Origin of the sequence: Streptomyces sp. NPDC096048 (genome assembly GCF_044763415.1) — a bacterium.
In the GTDB taxonomy this organism is placed as follows: domain Bacteria; phylum Actinomycetota; class Actinomycetes; order Streptomycetales; family Streptomycetaceae; genus Streptomyces.
Genome location: NZ_JBIWGG010000011.1, coordinates 296,736 through 312,524 on the forward strand (window position 1 = coordinate 296,736; position 15,789 = coordinate 312,524).

The following is a 15,789-nucleotide window of genomic DNA, read 5'->3' on the forward strand; positions in this document are numbered from 1 at the left end:
GCCCCCGGCCGGGGACGGGCCGTCGGCGGGCCGAGGTTCTGATCCTGCCCCGAGCCGCGCCTTCCGGCATGCGCCACGGAAACGGCGAGGGACGGCAGCGCGGCCCTCCGTCCGACGGCAGCGGTGTCCGGGGCGGCGAAGGGAGAGACGGGGACGGTGAAGGGCGGGGTCGGCTGGTGCATGGCAGGGCTCCCTCTTTGCTCGGTGCGCCTCCAGCGGAACGGCGCCGTGTGGGGTCCGACCGGACAGCTGGGGCGCGGTGTCCCGGTCGGTCCGGGTGTACCGCCACTCAGGTGAACGGAACGGGTCTCCTCCGGGTCACGCTTGCGGCGGGGTCGCCCGGCAGATGAGGGCCCCGGCCGCAGGCCGCCTCCCCCACCCTGTCCGCCGGTATCTGCCGACCGGCCACGACGGCACAGCGGAGTTCGGTGCCGGACGGCGCCCGCCGCTTGAGCGACGTCCGGCTTCCCCCGACGAGCACCGTCGATCTGTAGTCCCCAGCCTCCTGGAGCCCCCTCCCCGCGTCCTCAGGCTCGCTCTTCGCCCCCTTCGGTCCCGTGCTCGCCCCCACTTGTCCTTTCCGCGCAGGCCTCCCTCCGGCCCGTTGCCTCTGCCCCCGTGGCGCGCGACCGCGTTCGGCCCGTCCGTGCGCCGCCCGGGCGTTCACCACCCGCCGGAGTGCGGGGGCGCCCGATCCTCCCGCCCGGCTCACGGCCCTGCGCCCTCGCACGGCGACGGACTGCATCGGCCGGGACGACGGAGCGCGTGCGGCGCCGGCGGCCGGCTGGCACCTGAGGAGCGGACGAAGACACGGCCGGCTCGCGTTTCACGGACCCGTCGGCCTGCTCCTCCCCGTCCGCGGCGCCGCCTCCCCCGCCTCCACGGCCCCCGCGCTCCGCTCGCAGGCAGCGGCGGACCGACTCGGGATCGAGGCCCTCGTTGCACGCCTGGTGCAGAAGTCGGGCGAAGAGGTAGTCGGGGTCCGCGCCGAGTGCCATGGCCAGAGCCTCCCGGGCCTCCAGCTCATCGCCGGCGGACCACGCGACCCAGCCCGCGAGAGTGAGGGGCGCGGCGGCGTGTTCGCCGTAGGAGCGGACGCAGCGACGGGCCAGGGCCCGCCAGAGACGCAACGCGGGTCCCGCCTCGTCACCCTCCATCCACTCCGCCGCACGGTCGCGGGTCGTGCGGTCCTGGAGGCCGAGGATCAGCGCCGCCGCCTCGTCGTGCGCGAGCAGTTGGTCGTCGCGCAGATCCTCGGCGGGCATGCCGGACACGGGCGGTGCGTCGGCGAGGCGTCGCATGACCCGCTGTGCCAGATCCAGCGTCTCCTCGGCCACGTCCGAACGCCCGGCGTCATCGAGGATCCTTGAGACCACGGTCACGGCAGCCGCGTCCAGGGCCGCCTCCTGTTCGCGTGCCGTGGCGTTCTCCCCGGGCAGCAACCTGGCCCGCAGCTCGCTCAGCGAACCGCGCACCTGGATTCCGGCGTAGGTGGCCGCCGCGGCCAGCACGGACGTGCCCGGCAGTCCCATGGGCACGCCCTCCGCCGGGCAGCAGGCTTCCTCGTCGCAGCAGTACGACCAGAAACGGCCCGCCGAGATGCACAGCGCCTCGACGACCGGTACGTCGAGGGCGCCGCACTCGACACGCAGCTTCTGGGCCAGCGGCCGCAATCGCTCCATCACCTCCCGGCCGGTCTCGCCCTGCGCCGGTTCCTGGCAGAGGTAGGCGACCATCTGCTCGGGCCGCACGCCTCGGCGCTCGCTGCCGGTCACCAGGCCGTGGACCAGTTGTGCGGCGGCGCCCGCCCAGTCGTCCGCGTTCGCGGGAATGCCGAGCCGGGCCCGGCCCCCGAAACGGCCCCGTCCGTCCCTGTCGCGCAGGGCGGCCAGAACGATGCTGTCCTCGGGTCGGTACCCGAGCAGGTACGGCAGGGCGTCGGCCAACTCGGCGGGGGTGCGCAGGGTGATCTGGTGCTCGTCGCCAGGGCCGTCGTACCGGGTACGGGCCGTCCGGCCCGGCGTCACGGAGCCGGGGATGTCACCGTTCTCGGAGGAGCCAGTCGTCTCGCTGTGGTTCGTCATGGCCCGACGATCTCGCGGATCGAGAAGTTCCGCTTTGCCCTGTGGATAAGTCCCATCAGGGACACGTCACCTGGCGGCGCCCGCCGACCGCGCCGTCCCGCCCCACCGCCCGGCTGTCAGTCCCGTCCTGTTGTATGGAACGCATGGAGCACACGAGCAACGCGGATCTCCGGACAGCCGCCGACACGGTCCTCGCCCGCCTCGTCGGGGACGCCTCCGGCGCCGCCCGGCTGCGGGAGGACCAGTGGCGGGCCATCGAGGCGCTGGTCGCCGACCGGCGCCGGGCCCTGGTCGTCCAGCGCACGGGATGGGGCAAGTCCGCGGTCTATTTCGTGGCGACCGCGCTGCTCCGTGACCGGGGGGCCGGACCCACGGTGATCGTCTCCCCGCTGCTCGCCCTGATGCGCAACCAGGTCGAGGCCGCGGCACGGGCCGGCATCCGCGCCCGGACCATCAACTCCTCCAACACCGAGGAGTGGGACGCGGTCCAGGACGAGATCGCCGCGGGCGAGGTCGACGTACTGCTGGTGAGTCCCGAGCGGCTCAACAACCCGGACTTCCGCGATCAGGTCCTGCCCAAGCTCTCCGCCGCGACCGGGCTGCTCGTGGTGGACGAGGCCCACTGCATCTCCGACTGGGGCCACGACTTCCGTCCGGACTACCGGCGGCTGCGCACGATGCTCACCGACCTACCGCCCGGCGTGCCCGTCCTGGCGACCACGGCCACCGCCAACGCGCGCGTGACCGCCGACGTGGCGGAGCAGCTCGGCACCGGCGGGACGTCGGACGCGCTGGTGCTGCGCGGCCCGCTGGACCGGGAGAGCCTGAGCCTGGGTGTGCTGCGACTGTCCGACGCCGCGCACCGGATGGCCTGGCTCGCCGACCACCTCCACCGGCTGCCGGGCTCCGGGATCATCTACACGCTCACCGTGGCCGCCGCCGAGGAGGTCACCGCCTTCCTGCGGCAGCGCGGCCACACCGTCGCCTCCTACACCGGCAAGACCGAGAACGCGGACCGGCAGCAGGCCGAGGACGACCTGCTCGCCAACCGGGTCAAGGCACTGGTCGCCACCTCGGCGCTGGGCATGGGATTCGACAAGCCCGACCTCGGTTTCGTGGTGCACCTGGGCTCGCCCTCCTCCCCCATCGCGTACTACCAGCAGGTCGGCCGTGCCGGGCGCGGTGTCGAGCATGCCGAGGTGCTCCTTCTGCCGGGGAAGGAGGACGAGGCGATCTGGGAGTACTTCGCCTCGCTGGCCTTCCCGTCGGAGGACCTGGTGCGCCGCACGCTCGACATCCTCGCGGGCGCGGAGCGCCCCCTGTCCCTGCCCGCTCTGGAGCCCCTGGTGGAGCTGCGCCGCTCCCGCCTGGAGACCATGCTCAAGGTCCTCGACGTGGACGGCGCGGTCAAGCGGGTCAAGGGCGGCTGGATCGCGACCGGGCAGCCGTGGGCGTACGACGCGGAGCGGTACGACTGGGTCGCGCGGCAGCGGAAGGCCGAACAGCAGGCGATGCGCGACTACGCCTCGACGACGGACTGCCGGATGGAGTTCCTGCAACGCCAGCTGGACGACGAGGGGGCCAAGCCCTGCGGCCACTGCGACAACTGCGCGGGCCCGCGCTTCACCGCGGACACCTCCACCGACGCCCTCGACGCCGCGCGGGTCGATCTGGGCCGGGCCGGCGTCGAGGTGGAGCCGCGCCGCATGTGGCCGACCGGGCTTCCGGCCATCGGCGTCGAGCTGAAGGGGCGCATTCCGGCCGGGGAACAAGCCGAGCCCGGCCGGGCGTTGGGACGACTGTCCGACATCGGCTGGGGCAACCGGCTGCGACCGATGCTCTCCGCCCAGGCTCCGGACGGCCCCGTGCCGGACGATGTCGCGCAGGCCGTCGTGGCTGTACTGGCCGACTGGGCGAAGGGTCCCGGCGGCTGGGCCTCGGGCGCGGCCGGCGGCCGGCCGCGTCCCGTCGGGGTGGTGACCGTCGCCTCGCGCACCCGGCCTCAGCTGATCCACTCGCTCGGTGCACGCATCGCCGAGGTCGGACGGCTGCCGCTCCTCGGTTCGGTCGAGTACACGGGCGAGGCGTCCAGGGCCTCCCGCAGCAACAGCGCGCAGCGGCTCAAGGCACTCGACGGCACGCTGACGGTACCGCCCGCCCTCGCCGCCGCGCTCTCCGGACTCGAGGGCCCGGTTCTCCTCGTGGACGACCGCACCGAGACCGGCTGGACCCTCGCGGTGGCGGCCCGGCTGCTCCGCCGCGCCGGTGCCCGGGGGGTGTTGCCACTGGTCCTGGCCGTCCAGGGCTGATCAACCGCCGGGGGCGCACGGCGCCGGACCCAGGGTCCGCGCGGGCCGCGGGCGGGACGTCCCGTGCGTCACCCGGGTGCGCTCTGGGTAGGGATATAGGACGCGCATCATCCGATAACGGTCGTCGGCCCCAATTGCTCGTTGCCGCAACCAAGTTCGACAGGAAGAATTGAAGTCCGCTCCCCGCACGGCTCGTCCGTGATCCGGCAGGGCTTCACTGCGGTGCGCGCTCCCCCGAATCCGACCCCGCCCGCAGTGTGGGCGCGTAGCCGAAGGGAGGAACGTGACCTTCGGATTCGCTCCGTCCTCGGCGGCTTCATTGTCGTCGTCCGCCGCTTCCGCCACTCGCATGCTCGAACCGGCGGAGTGGGCCGCTGCCGGAATCCCGCTGCTGCGCAATCCACGGGAGATCGTCGGCGGACTGCATTCGCGGCACCGCCCCAGGCCGGCGACCGCGATCGTGGCCGTGCTCGATCCGGACGAACGACTGCGTGCGAGCGCCTCGTTCACCAGCCACCGGGCCCCGGCCGACGGATGGATGTTCCGCAACACTCTGCTCGCCCAGCTTCGCCGGGTCATCCCGCACGACCTGCGGCGGCGCACTCCGGTGCGCACCGCCGTGCTGCTCTACTGCCGCGAGGGCGACGCACGTTGGACGGAGGAGGACGGCGCGTGGATGTGGGGGCTGCGGGACGCGTGCACGTTGCACGGACTGCGCTGCGGCGCGTACATCACGCTGACCCGTGACGGCTGGCAGGTCCTCGGCGAGGGCCGTGGGGGACGCCGGCCCAACGCGGCGTCGACGCCGGAGCCGTTCGCCACGTCGGAGACGCCGCCACCGCCACCGCGCACCGGCGGCGTCGCCTCGGACGTGCTGCGCCGCGCGGCGGCTCGCTGAGCGCCACGGGCGCGGCGCAGTCCGGGGGCGCGCCGCGACGTCCAGGTCTGTGAGATCACCTGGCAACACCCGTACGCCGCCCAGCGGACGTCGGCCGGACGGACGCGTCGAACCCGCCAGCGTGCGGGGGCCGACTCGGCGGCCCCCGTGTCACACCGGCGTCCGCCGCGCGCGGCGGACGTGGCTCAGACGCCCGCGCCCAGCACCGAGTTGATCCGCTGCGGGTCACCGCAGACGATCAGCAGGGCGCCGGCCAGGGAGTGGGCCACGGACAGGGCGGTGACAGCGGCGGATTCGGGGCCGCCACCGAGCGCGACCACGACCACGGCCCTCGACGCGGCACGGTCCGCGACGGCGGCGTCAGCGTAGAAGACGTCGTCGCCCGCGTCGTGCTGTGCCCAGTAGGCGGCATCGCCGAAGGACAGTTCGTGGGCGGCCCACGGGTGCGGTTCGCCGGTGGTGATCACCAGCACGTCGCCGGGGGTGCGGCCCGAGTCCAGCAGCAGGTCCACGGCCTCCTCGGCAGCGTCGAGCGCGCCTTCGGGAGAAGCCGGGATCAGCTGGATCTGCGGGGCGGCCGGGGCGGCTGCCGGAGCAGCCGGACCCGACGGTCCGGGTTTGGTCACGGCCGTGTCGCGCGACGCGCGTTGCGCCGGCGGCGCCGGCCGCGCGGGACCGGGACGGCCGGGGCGCGGCGGAGCCGCGGGGCGGGGGCCGGGTACGGGGCGGGGGGTCGGCGCGGTGCGGCCGCTGGCCGGAGTGGCGCGGGGACCCTGGGCCTGCTCGTGAATCTGAGGCTCCTCGGGAATGAGAGGCATGAGCTGATATTTATCAAACGTTGGTGCGGCTCGCGTCGGCGGGTGACACATACCTGCGAGCGGAATCGTCAGAAATCGAATCCGAGCTGGCCCTCGATTTCCGGAACGCTTCCGTCCACCCAACTGCGGACCTTCTTGAGGTGCCGCCACTGGGGCAGCGCATCAAGATACGCCCACGACAACCGGTGGTGCGGGGTGGGTCCCCGTTCCGCCAGTGCGGCCTTGTGCACGGGCGACGGATACCCGGCGTTGTCCGCGAAACCGAAGTCTGCATGGTCGACACCCAGTTCGGCCATCATTTTGTCGCGCTGGACCTTGGCGAGCACCGAGGCGGCCGCGACGGCCACGCAGGACTGGTCACCCTTGATCACCGTACGGACCTTCCAAGGCGTCCCGAGATAGTCGTGCTTGCCGTCGAGGATGACGGCGTCGGGGCGGATCGGCAGGGTCTCCAGGGCGCGCACCGCCGCGAGTCGCAGCGCCGCGGTCATCCCCAGCGCGTCGATCTCCTCCGGAGAGGCGTGCCCCAGGGTATAGGAGGTCACCCAGGTCCGCAGCTCCGCGGCGAGTTCCGTGCGTCGCTTGATGGTGAGCAGCTTGGAGTCGGTGAGGCCGACCGGGGGCCGACGCAGTCCGGTGATCGCGGCGCAGACGGTGACCGGCCCGGCCCACGCACCGCGCCCCACCTCGTCGACACCGGCAATGATCTTCGCTCCGGTCGTGGCGCGGAGAGAGCGCTCGACGGTGTGAGTAGGTGGTTCGTACGGCATGGCGTGCTTAGCGTACGCCGCCCCGAACCTCCGGCGACACCCCGGTTCCCCAAACGGGACCCGGGCCCACGCAACCGAGGGCCGCAGGCCGTCAGGGCCGCAGCAGCGGAACCATCAGCTGGTCGATCATTTCCTCGATCTCCTGGTCCGTCCATTCACTTCCACAAATCTTCGAGCGGTACATCATCATCGCCGGGATGGCGTCGAAGACGTATCCGTTCGCCGCGTCGCGCCGGACCTCTTCCCGCTCTATTCCGCGGCTGATGACCTCGCGGAGCATCGTGAGAGTCGGCTCGACCACCCCCTTGAGGATCACCGCATGGAAACGCTCCGCCTGCATGGTGTCGCATTCGTGAATCACTGATCGCAAGGCGGACCCGGGGCGGGAGAACATCGCGTCGCGCGCCCTCAGGCACAGCGCCAGGAGGTCCTCACGCACGCTCCCCAGGTCGGGCACCGTGTCGAAACGCGGCAGCCCGGCACGGAGTGCGTCCGCGACCAAGTCCTCCTTGGACGGCCAGCGGCGATAGACCGCGGCCTTGCCGGTCTGGGCTCCGGCGGCCACACCCTCCATCGTCAGGCCGTTCCAGCCGACGGTGCCGAGCTGGTCCAGCGCGGCGTCGAGGATCGCGCGTTCGAGGACCGCGCCACGCCTGCGGGAGGGTGTCCGGGCGGAGGCGGCCGCCCAGTGCGAAGCAACCATGTCGGGGGTCTCCAGGAAGCGGGGGACGGAATTTCGGGGTCGGGGGCGTACCGCGCGGACACAACGGGGGACGACGCGCACGGCCGCACAACAAGTGAACGCTTGCGTTCACTGTCGGGGAGTCACTAACGTTGAGGCAACAGTGAACGCCAGCGTTCACTAAGTCAGTCGTGGGGGACACACAGTGACAACGTCTTCTCTGATCAAAGACCAGAAGCCGGGAGCGGCCCGCCGGGAGGGGCGTCCCGGCATCGCGCTCACGGTCATCGCGGCCTGCCAACTCATGGTGGTACTCGACGCGACGATTGTGAACATCGCTCTCCCGCACATTCAAGAAGCGCTCAGCTTCAGCACCACCGACCTCACGTGGGTCGTCAGCGCCTACACGCTCACCTTCGGCGGTCTGCTCCTGCTCGGCGGCCGGGCCGGTGACATCCTCGGCCGTCGCCGGGTCTTCATGACCGGCATCCTGCTGTTCACCTTCGCCTCGCTGCTCGGTGGCTTCGCCCAGGAGCCCTGGCAACTGCTGGCGGCGCGTGTCCTGCAAGGTGTGGGAGGCGCCATCGCGTCGCCGACGTCGCTGGCCCTCATTACCACCACCTTCCCCGAAGGGCCGGAACGCAACCGGGCCTTCGGCGTCTTCGCGGCCGTTTCCGCGGGCGGCGGCGCCATAGGCCTGCTGGCGGGCGGCATGCTCACCGAATGGCTCGACTGGCGCTGGGTGCTCTTCGTCAACGTGCCGATCGGTGTCCTGATCGCCGTGCTCACCCCGCTGTACATCAGCGAGTCCGAGCGGCACTCCGGACGATTCGACATCGCCGGGGCGGTGACCTCGACGGCGGGCATGGCGTCCCTCGTCTACGGCTTCATCCGCGCCGCGGACGAGGGCTGGCGGGACAACCTGACCATCGGTTCCTTCGCGGCCGCGGTGGTCCTGCTGCTCTCCTTCGTGTTCATCGAGTCGCGAGCCAAGGAGCCGATCACTCCTCTGAGGATGTTCGCCGACCGCAACCGCGCCGGCACGTACGTGATCATGCTGAGCCTGGCAGCGGCGATGTTCGGCATGTTCTTCTACATCGTGCTGTTCGTTCAGAACGTGCTGGGCTACACCCCCATCCAGGCCGGTCTGGCCTTCCTCCCGGTCACAGTGGTGATCGCGCTCGGGGCGGGGCTGTCGCAGCGGTTCCTGCCCGTGTTCGGCCCGAAGCCGTTCATGGTCGTGGGCTCGACACTCGCCGCGGTCGGGCTCGGCTGGCAGGCCCTGATCAGCTCCGACAGCTCCTATGTCGGCGGAGTCCTCGGACCGATGCTGATCTTCGGGTTCGGCATGGGTCTGAACTTCGTGACGCTCACGCTGACCGCCGTCTCCGGGGTCGCCCAGCACGAGGCGGGCGCGGCTTCCGGCCTGCTCAACGCGATGCAGCAGGTGGGCGGATCGATCGGCCTCGCCATCCTGACGACGGTGTTCGGCACCGCCACCAAGGACGAGGCGGAGAAGCAGGGCGCGGACTTCCTCACCAACGGCTCCGCGGAACAGAAGGCGGAGTTCGCCCAGACGCACCAGCTGCCGGCGCCATGGGGGCACGAAGTGCTGGCGCAGGGCATCTCGGCGGCCTTCATTCCGGCTGCCGTCATGGCCGTACTCGCCCTGGCCACGGCCTGGCTGGTGATCCGGGTACGCAAGAGCGATCTGGAGGCCCTGTCCGGCTCGGCCGGGCCGGGAATCGGCTGACGGTGCGCTCCCGCGGGCCGGACGGTGTGCACCGGCGGGCGTGCCGCACGCCGGCCGGTGCCCGCCCCGGCGGCTCGCGGTCGGCGGCGCGCTCGACCGGGCGAGCAGCACGAGGAACAGCAGCATGAGGGACAGCGGCACGGAGACCGGCAACAGCAGCATTCCCATGACCCACCCCCTCGTGACACTCCGGGCTGTGCGGGGCTCATGTCTCGCACAGCGGATGTCACGACAACGGACGGGCAGTCACGGAGAGTTCCCGTCGCACACGGAGAGTCGAAGCGGATTCCGCCGCCCCTCCGTCGGCCGCCGTCGCAGACCGGCTGGCCCGGCTGACCCGGCTAGGCCGACGTCACATCGCCATCCACCCGGGCAGCGCCTCGACCCGCCCCGCCCACTCGGCCGGCGGCGCTCCCGCCTTGCCGGCGGCGACCACCCCGCCCACGATGGCGCAGGTCGTGTCCACGTCCCCGCCGACCTGGGCGGTCGTCCAGAAAGCGCGCTCGTAGTCGCCGAGGGCGCGTGCCGCGGACCAGAGGGCGAAGGGAACCGTGTCATGGGCCGTCGTACGCCTGCCGCAGCCCAGCACCGCGGCGACCGTGGCCGCGTCGCCGTAGTCGAGCATGTCCCGGGCGCGGCGGAGTCCGGCGCCGACCGCGCTCTTCGGTACCAGGGCCACGACCCCGTCGAGGAGCGCGTGCGGAGCGGGCGGGCCGGCGGGATCCGCGGCCAGTGCGGCGGCCGCGGCGACCGCCATGGCGCCGACCACCGCCTCGCGGTGCTGATGCGTGGGGTAGGCCGAGATCTCCGCCTGATGGGTCGCCTGCTCGGGGTCGTCCGCGTACCAGGCACCCAGCGGGGCGATGCGCATGGCGGCACCGTTGCCCCAGGATCCCTGACCGTTGAACAGCGCGGCGGCGAGTTCGCGCCAGTCGCCGCCTTCCCGGACCAGTCGCAGGAGGCGGTTGACCGCGGGCCCGTAGCCGCGGTCGAAGTCGTGGTGCCGGGCGAAGGAGAGCGCCAGCGCGTCCTGGTCGATGCGGTGGTGCGTGGCCAGGACGGAGACCACGGAGCAGGCCATTTCCGTGTCGTCCGTCCACTGCCAGGTGCCGGGGGGCAGCTCGCGCCGTTTCAGCAGCGGGTAGTTCGCGGGCACGAAGAACTGTGAGCCCAGCGCGTCCCCCACCGACAGTCCGCGCAGGCTGGACAGGGCCCGGTCCAGGCGCCCGTCAGGAGATGAATGAGCGGTCATCGCACTGCCACTCTATCCGGTGATCCCGTACGGTTCCGGATCTCGCCAGCGATCGAAGGGGCGGTCAAGGGTGTACTTGCCGTCCTCACCGAGAACGAGCATCCGCATCTCACCGTTCCCGGGGTTGGACAGCGACTCGAATTCCGCGACCGTCCAGTGGAACCACCGCATGCAGAACAGCCGCATGGCCAGACCGTGGGTCACCAGGAGCACGTTCGGCGGATGATCGGGATCCTCGAAGCTGCGGAAGAGACTCTCCAGGAAGCCGCCGACCCGGTCGTACACGTCGGCTCCGGACTCACCCTGGGCGAAACGGTAGAAGAAGTGGCCGTAGGCGTCCCGGTAGGCCTTCTGCAGACGCACGTCGTCCCGGTCCTGCCAATTGCCCCAGTCCTGCTCACGGAGCCGTGGCTCCTCCCGAATCCGTATAAGGCCAGGGTCGAGGTTGAAGGCGCGCAGCGTCTCGTGCGTCCGGCGGTACGGGGAGACGTACACACTGACCCGCTCGCCGCCGAAGACCTCGCGCAGCCTCTTGCCCGTCTCCTCCGCCTCCGCCCGGCCCTGCGCGGTGAGGGCCAGCGCGTGGTCGGGTTCGCGCTCGTACACGGAGTCATCGACGTTGCCCGTCGACTCGCCGTGCCGGACAAGAACGATGCGCCGTGGTCGTGCCATGCCAGAACCCTAGATCGAGACGGGCGGAAGCAAGCACTCCAACGGGCCCCATACGGCGTACGTCACACAGTCCCCACACCCCGGTCGGCGCACGTCGACACCGGGAGAGTGGGACCGGCTCAAACGGTCCACGAGGGTTCCAGTTGCACGATGTCTCCCGTCAGGGCGGCGATGTCGGCCTCCGTCTGGGCGCGCAGCGCGAGCCGCTCGACCCGCTCGGTGCGGTACTTGCCGTGCTCGGCGGCCGACCGCCACATGGACAGGACCAGGTACTCGTTCCCCGGTGCCTCGCCGAACAGCCCGCGGATCATGCCGGGCGAGCCGGCCATCGCGGGGTTCCATACCTTCTCCTGCATGAGGACGTAGTGCTCGGCCCGCTCCTCGTGGACGCGGCAGAGCGCCACCCGCAGCAGGTCGGCGTCCGTGAAGCGCGGCTCGAACCCGGTCTTCACATCGAACCGGTAATCGAAGAGCCTGACCTGGGCGTCCTTGAAGGTGCCCGCCTGGGCAGCCGCGAGCCGGTCGTGTGAGCGGGCCATGAAGGAGTCGTAGAAGGCACGGCTCTCCCAGAAGGCGAAGACGTGCGCCACGTCCGGTCGCCCCCGGCTCCAGCCACCCCCCTGCCCCCGAAAACCCGGCTCCCCCGGAAGCCCCGCCCACTTCCGCTGCCCCCGCTCGAAACCGCGGCGGTCCACCACGGTGCAGCGAATCCACTTGACCAGCACCGCGCCATGGTAAGGCCAGGGAACGTGGCACCGGTCACTCTCGGGAGGACCGCTTGCCCGCGACTGCCTCGCTGTGCGTGGCAGGATGGACAACCGGCCGTCACCGCTCGGCACTTGAGGTGGCCGGGCAGGGCGGGGGACCTGGGAAGGGGAAGTTCGTGAACGGCCTCAGCAAGGGAATCGGCAAGGTCGAGGTCGCGCTGCGGTGGGACCCGAGTCCGGCGGGTGAGCCGCCCGCCGACCTGGACGTCGTCGCGGGGACCTACACGGCGGCGGATCCGTACGGCGATCCCTCCTACGTGGTGCATTTCGACAGCCGCTCCCCCGACGGCACCATCTATCTCAACCGGGACAGCAAGGACGGCAAGGGCTTCGGTTTCGACGAGGTCATGACACTGGAGCTGGGGCGGCTGGACGCCCGGTACGCGCGCGTGGTGGTGGGCGTCGCGATCCAGCAGGGCACCGAGGACCGGACCTTCACCGACGTGACCAACCCTGGCCTGCGCATCAGGGAGGGCTACACCGACCTCGCCACGGACGACTTCAGCGGTGTCCGGGGCGCGACGGCGGCGACGGTCGCGGAGTTCGTCCGGGACGAGACGGGGGCCTGGCAGTTCCGGGCCGGGGTGCACGGCTTCGAAGGCGACCCGGCAGCGTTCACACGCGTCATGGGCACGATCCGCCGCCCCTGACCTCGCCACCTCGCCCGTACGACGAGCGGGCGGGACCCGTGCGTGAGCTGCGTGAGTAAGGGGCGCCCGCCAGTGGCGGGCGCCCCTTACTCATGTGGACCTACGCGTCGTCAGCTGCAACCGCTGGTCGAGCCGCAGCCCTCGCAGATGTAGCAGGAACCGGCGCGCTGCATCTTCGTGCCGCAGGAGAAGCACAGCGGAGCGTCGGCCTGGATGCCCAGCTGCATCTCCACCAGCTCGGCGCTGGTGTGCGCCTGCTGCGGAGCGGGCTTGGCCGCCTCGACCTCGGCCTTCGGCGTGGCGACGGCCTTCAGCTCCTGGGCGCGCGGCGCCGACTGGGCCAGGCCCTCGACGTCGAGCTCGTCGTCGGAAGGCTCGTACGAACCCGTCTCCAGGTGACGCTGACGCTCCTCGGCGGAGTGGATGCCGAGCGCGGAGCGCGTCTCGAAGGGCAGGAAGTCCAGCGCCAGGCGGCGGAAGATGTAGTCGACGATCGACTGCGCCATCCGCACGTCCGGGTCGTCCGTCATACCGGCCGGCTCGAAGCGCATGTTGGTGAACTTCGAGACGTACGTCTCCAGCGGCACGCCGTACTGGAGGCCGACGGAGACCGCGATGGAGAAGGCGTCCATCATGCCCGCCAGGGTCGAGCCCTGCTTGGACATCTTCAGGAAGACCTCGCCGAGACCGTCGTCCGGGTAGGAGTTGGCCGTCATGTAGCCCTCGGCGCCGCCGACCGTGAAGGAGGTGGTGATCCCGGGACGACCCTTCGGGAGGCGCTTGCGCACCGGGCGGTACTCGACGATCTTCTCGACCGTCTCGCGGATGGTCGCCTCGGCCTTCTCCGTGACCTCGGCCTTCTCCTTCTCCTTGGTCTTGGCGGAGAGGGGCTGACCGACCTTGCAGTTGTCGCGGTAGATGGCGAGCGCCTTGACGCCCATCTTCCAGGCCTCGAAGTAGACCTCCTCGACGTCCTCGACGGTCGCCGACTCCGGCAGGTTGACCGTCTTGGAGAGGGCACCGGAGATCCACGGCTGGATCGCGGCCATCATACGGACGTGGCCCATCGCGGAGATGGAGCGCTCGCCCATGGCGCAGTCGAAGACCTCGTAGTGCTCGTGCGCGAGGCCGGGGGCGTCGATCACGTTGCCGTGCTCGGCGATGTGGGCGACGATCGCCTCGATCTGCTCCTCCTGGTAACCCAGGCGGCGCAGGGCCTGCGGGACGGTGCCGTTGACGATCTGCATCGAGCCGCCGCCGACCAGCTTCTTGAACTTGACCAGGGCGAGGTCGGGCTCGAGGCCGGTGGTGTCGCAGGACATCGCGAGACCGATGGTGCCGGTCGGGGCGATGACGGACGCCTGGGAGTTGCGGAAGCCGTTCTTCTCGCCGAGGCGCAGCACGTCCTGCCAGGCCTCGGTGGCGGCGGCCCAGACCGGCGTGTCCAGGTCGTCCATGCGGACGGCCTTGGCGTTCTCGTCGGAGTGCTGCTTCATGACCCGCAGGTGCGGCTGCGCGTTGCGGGCGTAACCGTCGTACGGGCCGACGATCGCGGCGAGCTCGGCGGAGCGCCGGTACGACGTGCCGGTCATCAGGGAGGTGATGGCGCCGGCCAGGGCGCGGCCGCCGTCGGAGTCGTAGGCGTGGCCGGTCGCCATCAGCAGGGCGCCGAGGTTGGCGTAACCGATGCCGAGCTGGCGGAAGGCGCGGGTGTTCTCGCCGATCTTCTGGGTCGGGAAGTCCGCGAAGCAGATGGAGATGTCCATCGCGGTGATGACGAGCTCGACGACCTTGGCGAAGCGCTCGGCGTCGAAGGACTGGTTGCCCTTGCCGTCGTCCTTCAGGAACTTCATCAGGTTCAGCGAGGCGAGGTTGCAGGACGTGTTGTCCAGGTGCATGTACTCGCTGCAGGGGTTCGAGCCGTTGATCCGGCCGGACTCCGGGCAGGTGTGCCAGTGGTTGATGGTGTCGTCGTACTGGATGCCCGGGTCGGCACACGCCCACGCGGCCTCGGCCATCTTGCGGAACAGCGACTTGGCCTCGACCTCTTCGATGACCTCGCCGGTCATGCGGGACGTCAGGCCGAACTTGCCGCCGTCCTGGACGGCCTTCATGAACGTGTCGTTCACGCGGACCGAGTTGTTGGCGTTCTGGTACTGGACGGACGTGATGTCGTCGCCGCCCAGGTCCATGTCGAAGCCCGCGTCGCGCAGGGCGCGGATCTTCTCCTCCTCCGAGACCTTGGTCTGGATGAAGTCCTCGATGTCGGGGTGGTCGATGTCGAGGATGACCATCTTCGCGGCCCGGCGCGTGGCGCCGCCGGACTTGATCGTGCCGGCGGAGGCGTCGGCGCCGCGCATGAAGGAGACCGGGCCGGAGGCGTTGCCGCCGGAGGAGAGCAGCTCCTTGGAGGAGCGGATCCGCGAGAGGTTCAGGCCGGCGCCCGAGCCGCCCTTGAAGATCATGCCCTCTTCCTTGTACCAGTCGAGGATCGACTCCATGGAGTCGTCGACGGACAGGATGAAGCAGGCGGAGACCTGCTGCGGCTGGGGCGTGCCGACGTTGAACCAGACGGGGCTGTTGAAGCTGAAGATCTGGTGCAGGAGGGCGTAGGCCAGCTCGTGCTCGAAGATCTCGGCGTCGGCGGGCGAGGCGAAGTACTTGTGGTCCTCGCCGGCCTTCCGGTACGTCTTCACGATGCGGTCGATGAGCTGCTTCAGGCTCACCTCACGCTGCGGGGTGCCGACGGCACCCCGGAAGTACTTGCTGGTGACGATGTTGACCGCGTTCACCGACCAGAACTCGGGGAACTCGACGCCACGCTGCTCGAAGTTGACCGAGCCGTCGCGCCAGTTGGTCATGACGACGTCACGACGCTCCCAGGCCACCTCGTCGTAGGGGTGGACGCCGGGAGTGGTGTGGACGCGCTCGACGCGGAGTCCCTTGCCCGCCTTGGTGCCCTTGGCGCGGGAACTCCGTGCCGGACCGCTCGCCGTCTCTGTCATGCCGCCTCCCTGTACGGGCGAAAACGCCCTGAAGTGCCCCGATTGTTCCCGTGGCACGGTGTTCTGTCTTGTGTTGCGGACATCTCTCGCACCGCCCGCAACAGGTCTTTGTCACTCGCCGCCGTCCGG

12 protein-coding genes are annotated in these 15,789 nt (G+C 70.8%); 4 read left to right on the forward strand and 8 right to left on the reverse strand.

Annotated features, from left to right (window positions below):
* Positions 1–527: 527 nt before the first annotated feature.
* Entirely contained in the window at positions 528–2,084 is a 1,557-nt protein-coding gene (locus ACIQ6R_RS29630; RefSeq protein ID WP_404224632.1) for a DUF4192 domain-containing protein, read from the reverse strand.
* A 143-nt stretch (positions 2,085–2,227) separates the two neighbouring features.
* Here ACIQ6R_RS29630 and ACIQ6R_RS29635 point away from each other — a divergent pair, with 143 nt between their 5' ends.
* On the forward strand, positions 2,228–4,393 hold the full coding sequence (locus tag ACIQ6R_RS29635) for a RecQ family ATP-dependent DNA helicase (RefSeq protein ID WP_404224634.1): 2,166 nt from the start codon (positions 2,228–2,230) through the stop codon (positions 4,391–4,393).
* A 283-nt stretch (positions 4,394–4,676) separates the two neighbouring features.
* Positions 4,677–5,291, forward strand: coding sequence for a hypothetical protein (locus tag ACIQ6R_RS29640; protein ID WP_404224635.1), 615 nt, complete (start codon positions 4,677–4,679; stop codon positions 5,289–5,291).
* A gap of 185 nt (positions 5,292–5,476) precedes the next feature.
* On the opposite strand, the gene ACIQ6R_RS29645 is transcribed toward ACIQ6R_RS29640, so the two are convergent.
* The 3 genes from ACIQ6R_RS29645 to ACIQ6R_RS29655 form a co-directional block, all read right to left on the reverse strand.
* Positions 5,477–6,109: a hypothetical protein gene (locus ACIQ6R_RS29645; protein WP_404224637.1), complete on the reverse strand. Its 633-nt coding sequence runs from the start codon at positions 6,107–6,109 to the stop codon at positions 5,477–5,479.
* Positions 6,110–6,177: 68 nt separating this feature from the next.
* Positions 6,178–6,879, reverse strand: a complete 702-nt coding sequence (locus tag ACIQ6R_RS29650) for a ribonuclease HII (protein WP_404224638.1) — start codon at positions 6,877–6,879, stop codon at positions 6,178–6,180.
* Between the two features lie 91 nt (positions 6,880–6,970).
* A complete protein-coding gene (locus ACIQ6R_RS29655) occupies positions 6,971–7,582 on the reverse strand; it encodes a TetR/AcrR family transcriptional regulator (protein WP_404224640.1) in 612 nt (203 codons plus the stop codon).
* A gap of 184 nt (positions 7,583–7,766) precedes the next feature.
* Between ACIQ6R_RS29655 and ACIQ6R_RS29660 the strand changes: the two genes are divergently transcribed.
* The gene (locus tag ACIQ6R_RS29660) at positions 7,767–9,314 is read left to right on the forward strand and encodes an MFS transporter (protein WP_404224642.1); all 1,548 of its coding nucleotides are present in this window, start codon (positions 7,767–7,769) and stop codon (positions 9,312–9,314) included.
* Positions 9,315–9,666: 352 nt separating this feature from the next.
* Here the strand turns inward: ACIQ6R_RS29660 and ACIQ6R_RS29665 are convergent, their stop codons facing one another.
* The 3 genes from ACIQ6R_RS29665 to ACIQ6R_RS29675 all read right to left on the reverse strand — a co-directional run bounded on the left by ACIQ6R_RS29665 (position 9,667) and on the right by ACIQ6R_RS29675 (position 11,963).
* Positions 9,667–10,566: an ADP-ribosylglycohydrolase family protein gene (locus ACIQ6R_RS29665; RefSeq protein ID WP_404224644.1), complete on the reverse strand. Its 900-nt coding sequence runs from the start codon at positions 10,564–10,566 to the stop codon at positions 9,667–9,669.
* 12 nt (positions 10,567–10,578) lie between these two features.
* Positions 10,579–11,238 (reverse strand): histidine phosphatase family protein, encoded by a 660-nt coding sequence (locus ACIQ6R_RS29670; protein ID WP_404181508.1) that lies wholly within the window; start codon positions 11,236–11,238, stop codon positions 10,579–10,581.
* Positions 11,239–11,357: 119 nt separating this feature from the next.
* Positions 11,358–11,963 carry a YdbC family protein gene (locus ACIQ6R_RS29675; protein ID WP_404181505.1) on the reverse strand — a complete coding sequence of 202 codons (606 nt, stop codon included), beginning with the start codon at positions 11,961–11,963 and terminating at the stop codon, positions 11,358–11,360.
* Between the two features lie 158 nt (positions 11,964–12,121).
* Between ACIQ6R_RS29675 and ACIQ6R_RS29680 the strand changes: the two genes are divergently transcribed.
* Positions 12,122–12,655, forward strand: coding sequence for a TerD family protein (locus ACIQ6R_RS29680; protein WP_404224645.1), 534 nt, complete (start codon positions 12,122–12,124; stop codon positions 12,653–12,655).
* A gap of 110 nt (positions 12,656–12,765) precedes the next feature.
* Here the strand turns inward: ACIQ6R_RS29680 and ACIQ6R_RS29685 are convergent, their stop codons facing one another.
* On the reverse strand, positions 12,766–15,660 hold the full coding sequence (locus ACIQ6R_RS29685) for a vitamin B12-dependent ribonucleotide reductase (protein ID WP_404224647.1): 2,895 nt from the start codon (positions 15,658–15,660) through the stop codon (positions 12,766–12,768).
* Positions 15,661–15,789: the final 129 nt, after the last annotated feature.

What these genes read in the sequence shown, in the direction of transcription:
- ACIQ6R_RS29655 (WP_404224640.1), bottom strand. Translation starts at nt 7,582, where the DNA reads ATGGTTGCTTCGCACTGGGCGGCCGCCTCCGCCCGGACACCCTCCCGC.
- ACIQ6R_RS29665 (WP_404224644.1), bottom strand. Translation starts at nt 10,566, where the DNA reads ATGACCGCTCATTCATCTCCTGACGGGCGCCTGGACCGGGCCCTGTCC.
- ACIQ6R_RS29645 (WP_404224637.1), bottom strand. Translation starts at nt 6,109, where the DNA reads ATGCCTCTCATTCCCGAGGAGCCTCAGATTCACGAGCAGGCCCAGGGT.
- ACIQ6R_RS29650 (WP_404224638.1), bottom strand. Translation starts at nt 6,879, where the DNA reads ATGCCGTACGAACCACCTACTCACACCGTCGAGCGCTCTCTCCGCGCC.
- ACIQ6R_RS29670 (WP_404181508.1), bottom strand. Translation starts at nt 11,238, where the DNA reads ATGGCACGACCACGGCGCATCGTTCTTGTCCGGCACGGCGAGTCGACG.
- ACIQ6R_RS29635 (WP_404224634.1), top strand. Translation starts at nt 2,228, where the DNA reads ATGGAGCACACGAGCAACGCGGATCTCCGGACAGCCGCCGACACGGTC.
- ACIQ6R_RS29630 (WP_404224632.1), bottom strand. Translation starts at nt 2,084, where the DNA reads ATGACGAACCACAGCGAGACGACTGGCTCCTCCGAGAACGGTGACATC.
- ACIQ6R_RS29685 (WP_404224647.1), bottom strand. Translation starts at nt 15,660, where the DNA reads ATGACAGAGACGGCGAGCGGTCCGGCACGGAGTTCCCGCGCCAAGGGC.